15 protein-coding genes are annotated in these 14,273 nt (G+C 72.8%); 13 read left to right on the top strand and 2 right to left on the bottom strand.

All coding sequences use genetic code 11. From position 1 onward, the window contains the following. Positions 1 to 174: 174 nt before the first annotated feature. Complete coding sequence (gene rpmB, locus AB0R04_RS27850) at positions 175 to 360, bottom strand: 50S ribosomal protein L28 (protein WP_014138233.1); 186 nt, start codon at positions 358 to 360, stop codon at positions 175 to 177. 299 nt (positions 361 to 659) lie between these two features. On the opposite strand from rpmB, the gene AB0R04_RS27845 reads away from it, so the two are divergent. From AB0R04_RS27845 to mutM, 10 genes are all read left to right on the top strand, one after another. Further along, the gene (locus tag AB0R04_RS27845; RefSeq protein ID WP_363375948.1) at positions 660 to 2,291 is read left to right on the top strand and encodes a DAK2 domain-containing protein; all 1,632 of its coding nucleotides are present in this window, start codon (positions 660 to 662) and stop codon (positions 2,289 to 2,291) included. Between the two features lie 51 nt (positions 2,292 to 2,342). Then, the gene (gene recG / locus AB0R04_RS27840) at positions 2,343 to 4,559 is read left to right on the top strand and encodes an ATP-dependent DNA helicase RecG (protein ID WP_363375946.1); all 2,217 of its coding nucleotides are present in this window, start codon (positions 2,343 to 2,345) and stop codon (positions 4,557 to 4,559) included. A 105-nt stretch (positions 4,560 to 4,664) separates the two neighbouring features. Next, positions 4,665 to 5,198: a hypothetical protein gene (locus AB0R04_RS27835; RefSeq protein WP_063347699.1), complete on the top strand. Its 534-nt coding sequence runs from the start codon at positions 4,665 to 4,667 to the stop codon at positions 5,196 to 5,198. A 144-nt stretch (positions 5,199 to 5,342) separates the two neighbouring features. Then, positions 5,343 to 5,927: a 16S rRNA (guanine(966)-N(2))-methyltransferase RsmD gene (rsmD, locus tag AB0R04_RS27830; RefSeq protein ID WP_063347698.1), complete on the top strand. Its 585-nt coding sequence runs from the start codon at positions 5,343 to 5,345 to the stop codon at positions 5,925 to 5,927. A gap of 49 nt (positions 5,928 to 5,976) precedes the next feature. Further along, positions 5,977 to 6,468 (top strand): pantetheine-phosphate adenylyltransferase, encoded by a 492-nt coding sequence (gene coaD / locus AB0R04_RS27825; RefSeq protein ID WP_063347697.1) that lies wholly within the window; start codon positions 5,977 to 5,979, stop codon positions 6,466 to 6,468. A 207-nt stretch (positions 6,469 to 6,675) separates the two neighbouring features. Beyond that, positions 6,676 to 7,890, top strand: coding sequence for an ATP synthase F0 subunit B (locus AB0R04_RS27820; RefSeq protein WP_363375941.1), 1,215 nt, complete (start codon positions 6,676 to 6,678; stop codon positions 7,888 to 7,890). A 172-nt stretch (positions 7,891 to 8,062) separates the two neighbouring features. Next, complete coding sequence (locus AB0R04_RS27815) at positions 8,063 to 8,707, top strand: DUF177 domain-containing protein (protein ID WP_063347695.1); 645 nt, start codon at positions 8,063 to 8,065, stop codon at positions 8,705 to 8,707. 2 nt (positions 8,708 to 8,709) lie between these two features. Then, positions 8,710 to 8,883: a 50S ribosomal protein L32 gene (gene rpmF, locus AB0R04_RS27810; RefSeq protein WP_030056747.1), complete on the top strand. Its 174-nt coding sequence runs from the start codon at positions 8,710 to 8,712 to the stop codon at positions 8,881 to 8,883. A gap of 20 nt (positions 8,884 to 8,903) precedes the next feature. Continuing rightward, positions 8,904 to 9,695, top strand: a complete 792-nt coding sequence (rnc, locus tag AB0R04_RS27805) for a ribonuclease III (RefSeq protein ID WP_079135603.1) — start codon at positions 8,904 to 8,906, stop codon at positions 9,693 to 9,695. A 51-nt stretch (positions 9,696 to 9,746) separates the two neighbouring features. Beyond that, positions 9,747 to 10,625, top strand: coding sequence for a bifunctional DNA-formamidopyrimidine glycosylase/DNA-(apurinic or apyrimidinic site) lyase (gene mutM, locus AB0R04_RS27800; RefSeq protein WP_363375938.1), 879 nt, complete (start codon positions 9,747 to 9,749; stop codon positions 10,623 to 10,625). A 44-nt stretch (positions 10,626 to 10,669) separates the two neighbouring features. Here mutM and AB0R04_RS27795 read toward each other — a convergent pair whose 3' ends face one another. Beyond that, positions 10,670 to 11,590 carry a hypothetical protein gene (locus tag AB0R04_RS27795; protein WP_063347692.1) on the bottom strand — a complete coding sequence of 307 codons (921 nt, stop codon included), beginning with the start codon at positions 11,588 to 11,590 and terminating at the stop codon, positions 10,670 to 10,672. 293 nt (positions 11,591 to 11,883) lie between these two features. Between AB0R04_RS27795 and AB0R04_RS27790 the strand changes: the two genes are divergently transcribed. From AB0R04_RS27790 to AB0R04_RS27780, 3 genes are all read left to right on the top strand, one after another. After that, on the top strand, positions 11,884 to 13,242 hold the full coding sequence (locus AB0R04_RS27790; protein ID WP_363375935.1) for a hypothetical protein: 1,359 nt from the start codon (positions 11,884 to 11,886) through the stop codon (positions 13,240 to 13,242). Between the two features lie 119 nt (positions 13,243 to 13,361). Beyond that, positions 13,362 to 13,661: an acylphosphatase gene (locus AB0R04_RS27785; RefSeq protein ID WP_063347690.1), complete on the top strand. Its 300-nt coding sequence runs from the start codon at positions 13,362 to 13,364 to the stop codon at positions 13,659 to 13,661. A gap of 402 nt (positions 13,662 to 14,063) precedes the next feature. Continuing rightward, entirely contained in the window at positions 14,064 to 14,267 is a 204-nt protein-coding gene (locus AB0R04_RS27780; protein ID WP_063347689.1) for a hypothetical protein, read from the top strand. Positions 14,268 to 14,273 lie beyond the last annotated feature (6 nt).

The raw sequence follows: 14,273 nt of genomic DNA, 5'->3' as shown, positions 1-14,273 counted from the left end.
GGTGGGCGGGCCCCCGGGCCCGCCCACCACCACGGGTGTGGCGGGAAACACGGGTGCGGTGGGACAGCAGCGGCGGGAAAGTGGCGGCCGGAAAGCGCGGCAGGAAAAACAGTGAAGCCGGTTCATCCGAGGATGAACCGGCTTCACTGGAGGACCGGCATGCCGGTCTGCGCGTCAGCGCGAGACCTTACCGGCCTTGATGCACGAGGTGCAGACGTTGAGCCGCTTCGGCGTCCGCCCAATCACAGCGCGCACCGTCTGAATGTTGGGGTTCCAACGACGGGGGGTACGGCGGTGCGAGTGGGAGATGCTGTTGCCGAAGCCCGGCCCCTTGCCGCAGACGTCGCAGTTGGCAGCCACAGGAGTCACTCCAAGACTTCAGATCATTTACGTTCGACAACCCCGCTGGACCAGCGGAGCACTCGCGTGAACCTGACCGGACCGAGGGGTGAGCCTGGATTGTTCCAGGCAACCGGAAGAGCATACAACGCCTGTTCCGGTTCAACGAAACTACCATGTCCGGCAGGGTGATCGCTCCGGTCGCCGGTCCGGGCGACCCTCCCCGGCCCCCGATAACCTGCCGGTATCACCCCTCGCCGCGGCCTTGGCCGTGCTGCTGCCCCGCAGGCCGTCGCGGCGTCCCACCCGGAGGAGACCTGGTGCTGCACACGCTCGACGCCCCGGCCGTGCGCACCTGGTGCCAGCTCGCCCTGCGTGCGCTCGGCCAGGCCCGCGAGGAGATCGACGCGCTCAACGTCTATCCCGTCCCGGACGGCGACACCGGCACCAACCTCTACCTGACCGTCGAGTCCGCCGCCGCCGAGGTGGAGAGCCGCTTCGCCGACCCCGCCGCCGACCCGGCCCCCGGCCTGGCCGACACCGCACGGGCGATGGCCCGCGGCGCGCTGATCGGCGCCCGCGGCAACTCCGGGGTGATCCTCGCCCAGTGGCTGCGAGGCACCGCCGAGACGCTCGCCGAGGGCGGCGGCGCCGACCAGCTGCGGGCCGCCCTGCAACGGGCCGCCGACTCCGCCTACCAGGCCGTCGCGGAGCCCGTCGAGGGCACCCTGCTGACCGTCGCCCGGGTCGCCGCCCGGGAGGCCGTCCGGGCCGGGGACGGGCTCGCGCAGGTCGCCGACACCGCCTACCGGGCCGCCCGGGACGCGCTGCGGCACACCCCCGAACAGCTCGCCGTGCTGGCCGAGAACGGGGTCGTGGACGCCGGCGGGCGCGGCCTGGTCGCCGTGCTCGGCGCGCTCGCCGACGCCGTCGCCGGGCAGCAGCCGATGGGCCCGGTCGCACTGCGCGGGGACGTCCGGGCGGTCGAGAGCTGCGCGGTGCACCTGAGGCCGCCGGGCCCCGGCCACCCCGCGTTCGAGGTGATCTACCTGCTCGACGCGCCCGACGAGGCCCTGCCCGCGCTGCGCGAGCGGCTCGGCGCGCTCGGCGACTCCCTGGTGGTCGGCGGCGGCGACGGCCTGTGGAACGTGCACGTCCACGTGGACGACGCGGGCGCCGCCGTCGAGGCCGGGGTCGAGGCCGGGCGGCCGCACCAGATCCGGATCACGCACTTCGCCGAGGCCGCCGCCCGGGCCGGCAGCGCCGCCGAGCGCGGCGAACGCCGGGAACGGGCCCGCGCGGTGCTCTGCGTGGTGTCCGGCGGGGGGCTGGCCGAGCTGTGCGAGCAGGCCGGTGCCGTCGCCCTGCACGCCGACCCGGACCGCCCGCCGGCCAGTGCCGAACTCGCCGCCGCCGTGCGCCGCTCGGCCGCCCGCGAGGTCGTCCTGCTGCTCAACGACCCCGAACTGCGCGCCGCCGCCGGGGCCGCCGCCGACCAGCTGCGCGAGGAGGGCGTGCGGATCGCCGTGCTGCCGACCCGCTCGCCGGTGCAGGGCCTGGCGGCGCTCGCGGTGCACGAGGGCGGTCGCCGCTTCGACGAGGACGTGGTCGCCATGACCTCCGCGGCCGGCGCCACCCGGTACGCCGAACTCGCCGTGGCCGAGGGGGAGTCCTGGACGATGGCCGGGGTCTGCCAGGCCGGGGACGTGCTCGGCCTGATCGACGGCGACGTCGCGGTGATCGGCACCGGGCTGGCCGAGGTCGGGGCGAGCGTGCTGGACCGGATGCTCGGCGCGGGCGGCGAACTCGTCACCCTGGTCCTCGGCGAGGGAGCCGACGAGGCGCTCGCCGACCGCCTGGTGACGCACGCCCGGCACCGGCGGCCCGAGGTCGACGCGGTGGTCTTCCACGGCGGCCAGGAGTCCGCGCCGCTGCTCATCGGGGTGGAGTAGGGCACGCCGCGGGGCCCGGAATGTCGGCCCCGTGGTGTAGACAGGGGCCTGATGGGCGCTCTCGATGAACCACTGACCAAACTCGTCGGCGACCGCACCGCGAAGGTGCTCGCCGACAGCCTCAAGCTGCGCACGGTCGGGGACCTGCTGCACCACTATCCGCGCCGCTACGTCGAACGCGGCCAGCTCACCAGCCTGGACGAGCTGGAGATCGACGAGCACGTCACCGTGCTGGCCCGGATCGAGAAGGTCACCCTGATCCCGTTCCGCGGCCGCAAGGGCGACCGGCTGGAGGTCGTCGTCACCGACGGCCGCAGCCGGCTCTCGCTGGTCTTCTTCAACCAGGGCTGGCGGCAGAAGGAGCTCAAGTCCGGCGCCCAGGGCCTGTTCGCGGGCAAGGTCGGCGTCTTCAACCGCAGCCGCCAGCTGGTCTCGCCGGACTACCAGCTGCTCGACGAGGAGGCCGGGTCGGACGCCGCCCGGCAGTTCGCCGGCCGGCTCATCCCGGTCTACGGCGCCAGCGCGCAGATGCCCAGCTGGAAGCTGTCGATCTGCATCGAGACGGCCCTCACCAAGCACCTGGGCGACGTCGGCGAGCCGCTGCCCGCCGAACTGCGCGAGCGGCACGGGCTGATCCCGCTGCCCGAGGCGCTGGAGCTGATCCACCGCCCACGCGGCCAGGCCGACCGCGAGCTCGCCCAGAGCCGGCTGCGCTGGGACGAGGCCTTCGTCCTCCAGGTCGCCCTGGCCCAGCGCCGGGCCGCCGAGTCCGCGCTGCCCGCCGTCCCGCGCCGGGCCCGCGCGGGCGGCCTGCTGGACGCCTTCGACGCCCGGCTGCCGTTCACCCTCACCGAGGGCCAGCAGAAGGTGTCCGCCGAGATCGCCGCCGACCTCGCGAGCGAGCACCCGATGCACCGGCTGCTCCAGGGCGAGGTCGGCTCCGGCAAGACCCTGGTCGCGCTGCGCGCCATGCTCGCCGTGGTCGACGCGGACGGCCAGGCGGTGCTGCTCGCGCCCACCGAGGTGCTGGCCCAGCAGCACCACCGCTCGATCGTCGAGATGATGGGCGACCTGGCGGAGGGCGGCATGCTCGGCGGCTCCGACCTCGGCACCCGGGTGGTGCTGCTGACCGGCTCCATGGGCGTCCCGGCCCGCCGCCAGGCGCTGCTCGACATGGCCTGCGGCGACGCGGGCATCGCCATCGGCACCCACGCGCTGATCGAGGACAAGGTCCAGTTCCAGGACCTCGGCCTGGTCGTGGTCGACGAGCAGCACCGCTTCGGCGTCGAACAGCGGGACGCCCTGCGCGCCAAGGGCGAACAGCCGCCGCACCTGCTGGTGATGACCGCCACCCCGATCCCGCGCACCGTCGCGATGACCGTCTTCGGGGACTTGGAGACCTCCGTCCTCGACCAGCTGCCGGCCGGCCGCTCGCCGATCTCCACCCACGTCGTCCCCGCGCTGGAGAAGCCCAACTTCCTCACCCGGGCCTGGGAGCGCGTGCGCGAGGAGGTCGCCAAGGGCCACCAGGCGTACGTGGTCTGCCCCCGGATCGGGGACGAGGAGCCCGCCGCCGAGCCGAAGAAGAAGCGGAAGGCGGCCGAGGAGGACCTGGAGGACGTCGCCGACGCCGGTGCCGGGAGCGACGAACGGCGGCCCCCGCTCTCGGTGGTGGAGACCGCCGGGAAGCTGGTCGAGGGGCCGTTGCAGGGCCTGCGGGTGGAGATCCTGCACGGCCGGCTGGCCCCGGAGGCCAAGGACGAGGTGATGCGCCGGTTCACGGCCGGCGAGGTGGACGTGCTGGTCGCCACCACCGTCATCGAGGTCGGCGTCAACGTCCCCAACTCGACCGCGATGGTCATCATGGACGCCGACCGCTTCGGCGTCTCCCAGCTCCACCAGCTGCGCGGCCGGGTCGGCCGCGGCAGCGCCGCGGGCCTGTGCCTGCTGGTCAGCGACATGCCCGCGGGCAGCGCCGCCCGGGCCCGGCTGGACGCGGTGGCCAGCACCCTGGACGGCTTCGAGCTGTCCCGGATCGACCTCGAACAGCGCCGCGAGGGCGACGTGCTGGGCCAGGCGCAGTCCGGGGTGAAGTCCTCGCTCAAGGTGCTCTCGGTGCTGGAGGACGAGGAGGTCATCCTCACCGCCCGGACGGAGGCCACCCGGCTGGTCGCCGAGGACCGCGAGCTGGCCGCCCACCCGGAGCTGCGCACCGCGCTGGAGAGCCTGCTCGACGAGGACCGCGCGGCCTACATGGAGAAGGGCTGAGCGGCCGCCGCCGGCCCCGGAATTGTCAGACCCCCGCGAGAGAATGAAGGTGTTCAGGGCGCACCCCCAAGGTGCGTACCTGGCACGACATTTGGGGGTCCTGCCATGGCATTCCGTCATCTCAACGAGCTCCCGCTGGGCGACAAGGTCTTCCGGATCGAACTCGCCAGCGACGACGACCGCGAGGTCACCCTCACCCTGACCGGCTGGCGCGAGGGGGCGGCCGCCCAGCCGCTCGCCTCGGGCAAGCTCCGCCTGCCGGTCGAGGACGTCGCCTCGCTGCGGATCGCGCTCAACCGCGCGCTGCGGGCGCTGGCGATCGTCGCCGACGTCTCCGAGCCCATCCCCGACCGCGACGTGCTGCGCGAGCTGTACCCCGGCCACGGCGCCCCCTGGGTCCCGCAGCACGAGGAGGAGCTGGTCCGGCGCTTCCACGACGGCGAGACCATCGCCCGGATCGCCGCCCGCTTCGGCCGCACCCCCGACTCCGTCCGCACCAAGCTGCGCGAGCTCGGGCACGACCCGCGCCGCCCTGAGTTCTGCCCGCCCGACGGCTGCCTGTCCTGGTCCCGCTACGCCTCGCCGGCGCTGCTCGGCGCGGCCGCCCCGGTCCCGCCGGCGGGCTCCGAGGCGAGCTGAAAGGCGAGCTGAAAGGCGCCCCGAGGCCGGCTGGGACGGGCTCCGGGGCGAGCTGAGCCGTGACCCCGAGGCCCCACCGATCCGTCGGTGGGGCCTCGACCCGTATAGCGTGGTCGGGCAGCGACGAAAGGACCTTCCCCCACCATGACCCGCGTGATCGCCGGGCTGGCCGGCGGCCGCCGGCTGGCCGTACCGCCAGGCCGGGGCACCCGCCCGACCTCCGACAAGGCCCGTGAGGCGATGTTCTCCACCCTGGAGGCGCTGCGCGGCACCCTGCACGGGGCCCGGATGCTCGACCTGTTCGGCGGATCGGGCGCGGTCGGCCTGGAGGCGCTGTCGCGCGGCGCCGAGCACGTCCTGCTGGTCGAGGCGGACGGCCAGGCGGCCCGGGTGATCCGGGAGAACGTCCGCACGATCGGCCTGCCCGGCGTGGAGGTGAAGGCCACCAGGGCCGAGCAGGTGCTCGCGGGCCCGCCCCCGCAGACCCCGTACGACCTGGTCTTCCTCGACCCGCCGTACGCCGTGACGGACGACGAGCTGCGCGAGATGCTGATCACACTCCTGGCCGGGGGCTGGCTCGCGGAGGACGCACTCGTCACCGTGGAGCGCAGCACCCGTGGCGGCGAGTTCGGCTGGCCCGAGGGCTTCGAGGTGCTGCGCTCGCGCCGCTACGGCGAGGGCACGCTCTGGTACGGTCGCGCCGCCGCCGAGACCAGCCAGCACGAGTAGCGGGCCGAGGCCCGCAGCAGCCGTCACCCCCCGAGGGAGCACCCACGCCATGCGCCGCGCCGTCTGTCCCGGTTCGTTCGACCCGATCACCAACGGTCATCTCGACATCATCGGGCGGGCCTCGAAGCTGTACGACGTCGTGCACATCACGGTCCTGATCAACCGCAACAAGCAGGGCATGTTCAGCGTCGAGGAGCGGATCGGCCTGATCGAGGAGGTCACCGCGGACTTCGGGAACGTGGTGGTCGAGTCGTACCACGGCCTGCTGGTGGACTTCTGCCGGGAGCGCGGGATCCCCGCGATCATCAAGGGCCTGCGCGCGGTCAGCGACTTCGACTACGAGTTGCAGATGGCCCAGATGAACCACGGCCTGTCCGGGGTGGAGACGCTGTTCGTGCCGACCTCCCCGACGTACAGCTTCCTCTCCTCGACGCTGGTCAAGGAGGTCGCCTCGTACGGCGGGGACGTCTCCCACCTGCTGCCGGAGACGGTGCACCGGCGGCTGGTCGAGCGGATCGCGGAGCGCAAGGCCCAGCAGTAGGCGGGAGCGTCGGTGGCCGCGGGGCGGCCGTCCGTTTCTGCCGGTTCGTCATGACTTGTCCGGTGGCCGGTCGACCGGTTCGGCTCGGGCGTTGTGACCTCGCCGCGCGGTGGCCGTACAGTCTGTATTCCTGCCCCTGCGGTGAGGTTCACCGCGTCGGGCCTGCCTCCGCCGGACCGTCGGCGGCACACGGAAAGACGAAGCCCCGTGGACGTGCAGAACAAGGTCGACGAGATCGTCGCGGCGGTCGAGAACGCCCGCTCGATGCCGATGTCGGCCTCCTGCGTGGTGAACCGGGCCGAGCTGGTCGGCCTGCTCAACGCCCTCAAGGCGGAGCTGCCCGCCGAACTCGCCCAGGCCCAGTCGATGATGGCCGACCACGAGCAGGTGGTGGCCGGGGCCCAGGCCGAGGCCGACCGGATCATCCAGGGTGCACACGCCGAGCGCGGCTCGCTGATCTCGGACACCGAGGTGGTCCGCCGGGCCCAGGCCGAGGCCGACCGGATCCTCGCCGAGGCCCGTGGCGAGGTCGAGGCCAAGCGCGCCGAGGCCGACGACTACGTGGACAGCAAGCTCGCCAACTTCGAGGTCGTGCTGACCAAGACGCTCGGCGCCGTCGGCCGCGGCCGGACCAAGCTGCGCGGTGACTCCAGCGTCTTCGAGACCGACTTCGACGGCGAGACGGACGGCGAGGAGTTCCAGCCGCAGCGGATCACCCCCAGCCCCGAGGTCGACGAGTACGTCGATGTGAAGCTCGCCACGCTGGAGAACGTCCTCAGCGCCACCCTGGAGGCCGTCGGCAAGGGCCGCGACAAGCTGCTCGGCAAGCGGCCGATCGACGAGCTGGGTGCCTACCTGGCCGCCGCCGACGAGGCGCAGCAGGCCAAGGAGCGGGCCGAGGCGGTGGCCGCCGGCTTCGCCACCGACGGCGACGCCAACGGCGACGACATCGCCTGGTACCGCGAGGACGTCCCGCAGCAGCAGACCTGGCCGGAGCAGACCCCGGCCGCGGCGGGCTGGCAGGCCCCCGGCGTCGACCAGTACGCGGCCGCCCAGCAGCAGGGCGGGCAGCAGCAGGGGCAGTACGCCGAGGTGTACGCCGGCGGCTACGACCCGGCCGGCCAGGGCGACCCGTACGGTGCCCAGTGGGGGCACCAGCAGCAGGGCGCCGCGGACGGCTACCCGCAGCAGCAGCCGGACTACGCGGCCCAGCAGCAGCACGGGGACTACGGCTATCCGCAACAGCAGCAGCCGGGTTACGGCGCGCAGCAGTACGACGCCTACACCTACCCGCAGCAGCCCGCCGCCCCGCCGGCCGTGCCGCAGCAGCAACAGCAGCAGCAGCCGGGCCTGGACGAGACCAGTTTCTTCGACACCAGCATGATCGACATGACCCGGCTCCGGGAGCTGGGCGGCCGCTGAGCCGGCCCCGCGCGGGCCCGGCGCGAGCTCCTGACGGGAGCGAAGTTGGGCCTGGCGGGAGACTCCGGTAGGCTGACCACTCCGGCCTTTTCGTGTCGGACTGTCGGCTTGCCCGCGCACCGCTGGTGCGGAGGCACCGCGATCGAAGATTCCCCATGGAAGTCAGGACACCTTGAACCGCCTCGACCACCGCGACCCCCTCGTGTTCGACACGCACGAGCTGGGACGTCGCCCGGGCTCGCTGCGCAAGGTGTCCCGCACTCTGGAGGCCCCCGCGGGCCTGGGGATCATCGACGTGATCGGCGTCCCCGAGAAGAGCGAGCTCCGGCTGGAGCTCCGCCTGGAGTCCGTGGTCGAGGGCGTGCTGGTCACCGGCACCGCCGAGGCCCAGGTCGAGGGCGAGTGCGCCCGGTGCCTGGAGCCCGTCGAGGACGACCTCGACGTCGACTTCCAGGAGCTGTACTACTACCCGGAGTCCGACGAGCGTCACCGCGCCCGGACCGCCGGGGCCGAGGACCTCGACGAGGACTCGGAAGAAGATACTTACCGTCTGGAGGGCGACTTCTTCGACCTCCAGCCGGTGCTGCGTGACGCGGTGGTGCTCGCACTGCCGCTGCAGCCGGTGTGCCAGGAAGACTGCCTGGGCCTGTGCTCCGAATGCGGAGCGCGCCTGAGCGACGACCCGACGCACCACCACGACGCCGCCGACCCCCGGTGGGCGGCTCTGCAGGGACTCTCCGCCGCCCCCGGCGACGAGGGTGACGGGATCAAGAACAGCGACACCCGTGAGGGTCTCGCCGAGAACCAGGAGAAGTAGCCGTGGCTGTTCCGAAGCGGAAGATGTCGCGCAGCAACACGCGCCACCGTCGGTCCAACTGGAAGGCCGTTGTTCCGGCCCTCGTGGCGTGCGACCGCTGCCACGAGCCGAAGCTGGGTCACATCGCGTGCCCGAGCTGCGGCACGTACAACCGTCGCCAGGTCCTCTCGGTCTGATCGGCGGGGTGCACGGATCGATGTCGGACGGTAACTCCACCCGCAAGGCGTCCTCCGCCCCGAAGGGTTCCTCTTTGGGCGGTGGCAGGGCCGGTGGGCCGGCTTCGACCGAATACGACGTCCTGGAAGGGCGCCTCGGGTACACACTCGAGCGCGCCCTTCTGGTGCGTGCCCTGACCCACCGCTCGTACGCGTACGAGAACGGGGGCCTGCCCACCAACGAGCGCCTGGAGTTCCTCGGCGACTCGGTGCTGGGCCTCGTGGTGACCGACACCCTCTACCGCGTCCACCCGGACGTGCCGGAGGGCACGCTCGCCAAGCTGCGCGCCGCGGTGGTGAACTCCCGCGCGCTCGCGGACGTCGGCCGGGGCCTGGAACTCGGCACGTTCATCCGGCTCGGCAAGGGCGAGGAGGGCACCGGCGGCCGCGACAAGTCGTCGATCCTCGCCGACACGGTCGAGGCCGTGATCGGAGCCGTCTACCTGGACCAGGGTCTGGACGCGGCCACCGAGTTCGTCCACCGGCTGTTCGACCCGCTGATCGAGGAGTCCTCCCAGCTGGGCGCAGGCCTGGACTGGAAGACCAGCCTCCAGGAGCTCACCGCCTCGGTGGGCATCGGGGTGCCCGAGTACGTGGTCATGGAGTCCGGTCCGGACCACGAGAAGACCTTCACCGCGGCGGCCCGGGTGGCCGGCGAGGACTTCGGCAGCGGCGTCGGCCGTTCGAAGAAGGAGGCCGAGCAGAAGGCCGCCGAGAGCGCCTGGCGGGCGATCAAGGAGAAGTACGCCGACCGGCTGCCCGCCGGGGCGTGAGGGAGCAGTAGCCTTCCTCCTGCTGATCCCTTCCGCAGGAGGCCTGTTCCCGTGCCCGAACTTCCCGAGGTCGAGGTCGTCCGCCGCGGTCTGGCGAACTGGGTCGCCGGGCGGACCGTCGCCGACGTCCAGGTGCTGCACCCGCGCGCGGTGCGCCGCCAGCCCGCCGGCGCCGCCGACTTCACCGCCCGGCTGACCGGCACCACCCTCGGCACCGCGCAGCGGCGCGGCAAGTACCTGTGGGTGCCGCTGGCGGGGTCCGGCGCGGGCTTCTCGCTGATCGGCCACCTCGGCATGAGCGGCCAACTCCTCGTCCAGGACCCGTCCGTACCCGACGAGACGCACCTGCGGGTGCGGCTGCGGTTCACCGACGGCGGGCGCGAACTGCGCTTCGTCGACCAGCGGACCTTCGGCGGCCTCGCAGTCGAGGAGGCCGAGGACGGCGACGCGGAGGGCACGCCGCTCTCCATCGCGCACATCGCCCGCGACCCGCTCGACCCGCGCTTCGACGACGCCGCCTTCGCGGCCGCGCTGCGGGCCAAACGCACCACCGTGAAGCGGGCGCTGCTCGACCAGACGCTGATCAGCGGGGTCGGCAACATCTACGCCGACGAGGCGCTCTGGCGCTCCCGGCTGCACTACGACCGCCCGACCGCGACGCTCACCCGCCCGCAGGCCGCCGAACTGCTGGCGAACGCCCGCGAGGTGATGACGGCGGCGCTCGCCGTCGGCGGCACCAGCTTCGACAGCCTGTACGTCAACGTGAACGGCGAGAGCGGCTACTTCTCCCGCGACCTCGACGCGTACGGCCGCGAGCACGAGCCCTGCCGCCGCTGCGGCACCCCGATCCGGCGGGCCGCCTGGATGAACCGCTCCAGCTACTTCTGCCCCCGCTGCCAGCGGGTGCCGCGGGTCCGCAGCGGGGGCTGACAGCAGGAGCAGGGAGCGGGGGCCGGGAGCAGGGGCAGGGGAGCTCAGTGCTTGGCGAGTTCCGGCTGGTCGGCCGCCGCCTCGCCGGGGGAGCCGTGGGTGTCCTGACCGAAGTAGGCGACCCCGACCGCGGACACCACCGCGAGCAGGAAGCCGACCACACCGAGCCAGCCCAGGCCGGACTTGGAGGAGTCGCCGAGCCAGAGCACGCCGATCGCGCCGGGCAGCACCGTCTCGCCGACCACCAGCGCTGCCGTCGCGCCGTTCACCGAGCCGATCTGCAGCGCCACGGTGTGCACGTACATGCCGCCGATGCCGCCGACCAGGATCGCGTACAGCGCCGGGTCGGAGAGCAGCTTGGCGAGGTCGAACGGGTCGATGCCGTTCAGGATGCGCACGCCGACGCCCAGCGCGCCGAAGCCCAGGCCGGAGAGCAGACCGGCGACGATCGCGCCCTTGGAGCCCATCCGCCGCACCAGCAGGCCGCCGCCGACCAGCAGCACGGTGGTGACCAGCAGCAGGCCCCAGTGGAAGGCCATCGACGCGTGGTGGCCGCCCTCCGGGCCGGCCGAGACGGCCAGCAGCACCAGCGCCGAGCAGAGCACGCCGATCGAGGCCCACTCCAGCTGCTTGAGCCGGATGCCGAGCAGCTTGATGCTCAGCACCGCGGTGATCACCAGGTTGGCGCTGATGATGGTCTGCGAGAGGAACAGCGGCAGCAGCCGCGCGGCCAGCGCGCCCAGCCCGAACCCGATCAGGTCGAGCACCGTGCCGACGATGAACTCCCAGGTGACGGCAGCCTTCGCGGTGGAGGACAGGCTCGGCCCGCCGTGCTCGGTGGTGGCGCCGGAGGCGCCCTTGGCGGCCTCCTCGCGCGCGGAGCGGCGGGATCCGACGGCCTGGAGGACTGAGCCGGTGCCGTAGCAGGCGGATGCCGCCACGGCGGTGACGAGGCCGATGATCACCGGGTGCTCCGATCGGGAGATGGGTCAAGAACAGGTAATGGGACCAGTGGTCCGGGACCACTATGCCCGTCCGCGCGGTACGGTCGGCGCACCGCCCGGAACACCCTGGGCCCGCCGGGACGTACGTCCGGGCGCCGGCCGCGGTTCCCGCGCACCGCCCGCGTCAGGGGCGAGTGGGGGAAACATCATCCCCGAGGAGGGGTGCGGCCCCGGCGGTCGGCGGGGAATCTTGTCACTACCAGTATGCGAAGGGTATGCCGTGCCTTGACGCCCGTCAGGGTAGCGTCGAGGGCATGAGAACCCTTGCACGACGTTCCCGGGGCGCCGGGCCGCTTGCCCTGGTGGCGGCGCTGCTGGGGCTGCTGCTCCTGCTCGCACCGACGGCCTCGGCCGCGGGCGGGCTGGACGACGCGGCCTCCACCCTGAAGCAGGGTCGGGTCTACGTCGACCCGGCGATGACCAGCCGATTCAGCCAGAGCCAGGCCGACGCCCTGACCGAGAAGATCAAGAAGGCCGACAAGCCGATCTTCGTCGCGGTCGTCCCGGCCAGCGCCCCCTACGGCGAGCGGACCGTCTTCAACGACCTGCGCACCAAGGTCGGCATCGACGGCGCCTACGCGATCTGGCGCGGTGACCAGTTCGCGGCCAGGGCCGACCTCGGCGCGATGGCGAAGGGCAGCGCCGAGCGGATCGCCGGCGCCGCCTTCCGCTCCCACAACGGCGACATCGACGCCACCCTGAACGAGTTCGTCGACAGCGCCGCCCCGCAGGCCAAGGGCACCGGGGTGAACCACAGCACCTCGATCGCCTGGGTGGTCATCCCGGTCGTGCTGCTCGCGCTGGCCGGTGCCGGCGTCTTCCTCCTCTTCCGCCGCGCCAAGGCGCGCAAGGAGGAGCAGGCCCGGGCCGAGCTGGAGCAGCTGCGCCGGGTGGTCGACGAGGACATCACCGCCTTCGGCGAGGAGCTGGACCGGCTCGACTTCAACCCGGCCGCGACCGACGCCGACGACACCCAGCGCACCGACTACACCCACGCCCTGGACTCGTACGAGAAGGCCAAGCGGCTGATGGACGAGGCCAAGCGGCCGGACGACGTCAAGCCGGTCACCGAGGCACTGGAGGACGGCCGGTTCGCGCTGGCCACCCTGGCCGCCCGGCGGGAGAAGCGCCCGGTGCCCGAGCGCCGTCCCCCGTGCTTCTTCGACCCGCGCCACGGCCCCTCGGTCAAGGACGTCGACTGGGCCCCGGCCGACGGCGCCGCCCGCACCGTCCCGGTCTGCCGGTCCGACGCGGACCGGCTGGCCGCCGGCCTCGACCCGGCCATCCGCACCGTCGAGACCGAGCACGGCCCGCAGCCGTACTGGAACGCCGGCCCGGCCTACGCCCCCTGGGCGGGCGGCTACTTCGGCGGATTCGGCGGCGGCCTGCTGCCGGGCCTGCTGGTCGGCACCATGCTCGGCTCGATGATCAGCAGCCCGGCCTACGCCGCGGCGCCGATGATGGACCAGGGCTACCAGGACCAGCACGAGGGCGGCGACTTCACCGGCGCCGACTTCAACTCCTCCGACTTCAGCGGTGGCTTCGGCGACGGCGGCGGCTTCGGTGGCGGGGACTTCGGTGGCGGCGGCGACTTCGGTGGCGGCGACTGGTGACCCGCTGAGCCCCACCGCGACACCCCTGCGGCCCCGCCGGACTTCCTCCGGCGGGGCCGCTCCGCGTGGTCGACGGCCCCGTGGAGCTGTGACCGTCGGACACGCCTTAGGCTCGGGGCATGCACGGTCGCGACGCCCACAGTGAGGAACCGGTCCGGGTGACCGCCTGGGTCCGGGGGAAGGTCCAGCAGGTCGGGTTCCGCTGGTGGACCAGGGCACGGGCGCTGGAGACCGGCCTGACCGGCTACGCGAGCAACCTCGGGGACGGCCGGGTGCAGGTGGTCGCCGAGGGACTGGCCGCCGACTGCGAACTACTGCTGGACCTGCTGCGCGGCCCGGGAACCCCGGGCGAGGTCAGCGGCGTCACCGAGATCTGGACGGCCGTGGGCCCCGGCTACGAGGGCTTCGAGATCCGCTGAGCCCGGCCACACCCGCGCGGGCCGGAACTGATCCGCAACTGCCGGTGTCATGCGGTTGCCATTCGGGCAGACTCGTGGTTGACTCCGCATCGAACGATGATCCACGAGCAGCTGGTGGACCCGGCCCGAGGCCCCCAGGCGTGACGACACCGCCAGGCAGGTGACAGGGTCGCGGTAGCGTGCGGTGATCGTGTTGACCCTTTCCGTCTTTGGTGAGACGCTGGAAACCCGCGCACACGACCGCGTTTTCCCGGCAGGCGTCTGCCCTCGTGAGCCCAGCTCACGATGGTTGAGCCGTAAGTGCCCAGCCAGCACTACCGGTGACGCGCCGCGCGTGCGTCCCCCTTCCCCCTAGACCTGTACCGTTCCGGTTCGGTCACTCAGCGTGGAGGACCATTCATCATGGCAAAGGCGCTTCTCGGGTACGTCGGCGGCCCCGACCCGCGAATGCTCTCCGAGATGCGACGGCTTCAGCAGCGCGTCCAGGACCTTGAATCCGAGCTCCTTCGGATGCAGGCCGAGAACGACGCGCTCGCCGCTGTCGCTGACGGGCACTCGCTGCTCAACAGCATCGATCTGGATCAGCGGGAGCCGGCTCTCACCTGAGTCCCG

The organism is Kitasatospora sp. NPDC056731, assembly GCF_040687675.1.
Taxonomy (GTDB): domain Bacteria; phylum Actinomycetota; class Actinomycetes; order Streptomycetales; family Streptomycetaceae; genus Kitasatospora.
Note: the sequence above shows the minus strand (reverse complement) of the source record. Positions and strands in the feature narration are given on the sequence as shown.

Coding starts and splice junctions, on each gene's coding strand:
- AB0R04_RS27790 (WP_363375935.1), top strand. CDS start 11,884: ATGAGAACCCTTGCACGACGTTCCCGGGGCGCCGGGCCGCTTGCCCTG.
- AB0R04_RS27780 (WP_063347689.1), top strand. CDS start 14,064: ATGGCAAAGGCGCTTCTCGGGTACGTCGGCGGCCCCGACCCGCGAATG.
- recG (WP_363375946.1), top strand. CDS start 2,343: ATGGGCGCTCTCGATGAACCACTGACCAAACTCGTCGGCGACCGCACC.
- AB0R04_RS27785 (WP_063347690.1), top strand. CDS start 13,362: ATGCACGGTCGCGACGCCCACAGTGAGGAACCGGTCCGGGTGACCGCC.
- AB0R04_RS27835 (WP_063347699.1), top strand. CDS start 4,665: ATGGCATTCCGTCATCTCAACGAGCTCCCGCTGGGCGACAAGGTCTTC.
- coaD (WP_063347697.1), top strand. CDS start 5,977: ATGCGCCGCGCCGTCTGTCCCGGTTCGTTCGACCCGATCACCAACGGT.
- rnc (WP_079135603.1), top strand. CDS start 8,904: ATGTCGGACGGTAACTCCACCCGCAAGGCGTCCTCCGCCCCGAAGGGT.
- rsmD (WP_063347698.1), top strand. CDS start 5,343: ATGACCCGCGTGATCGCCGGGCTGGCCGGCGGCCGCCGGCTGGCCGTA.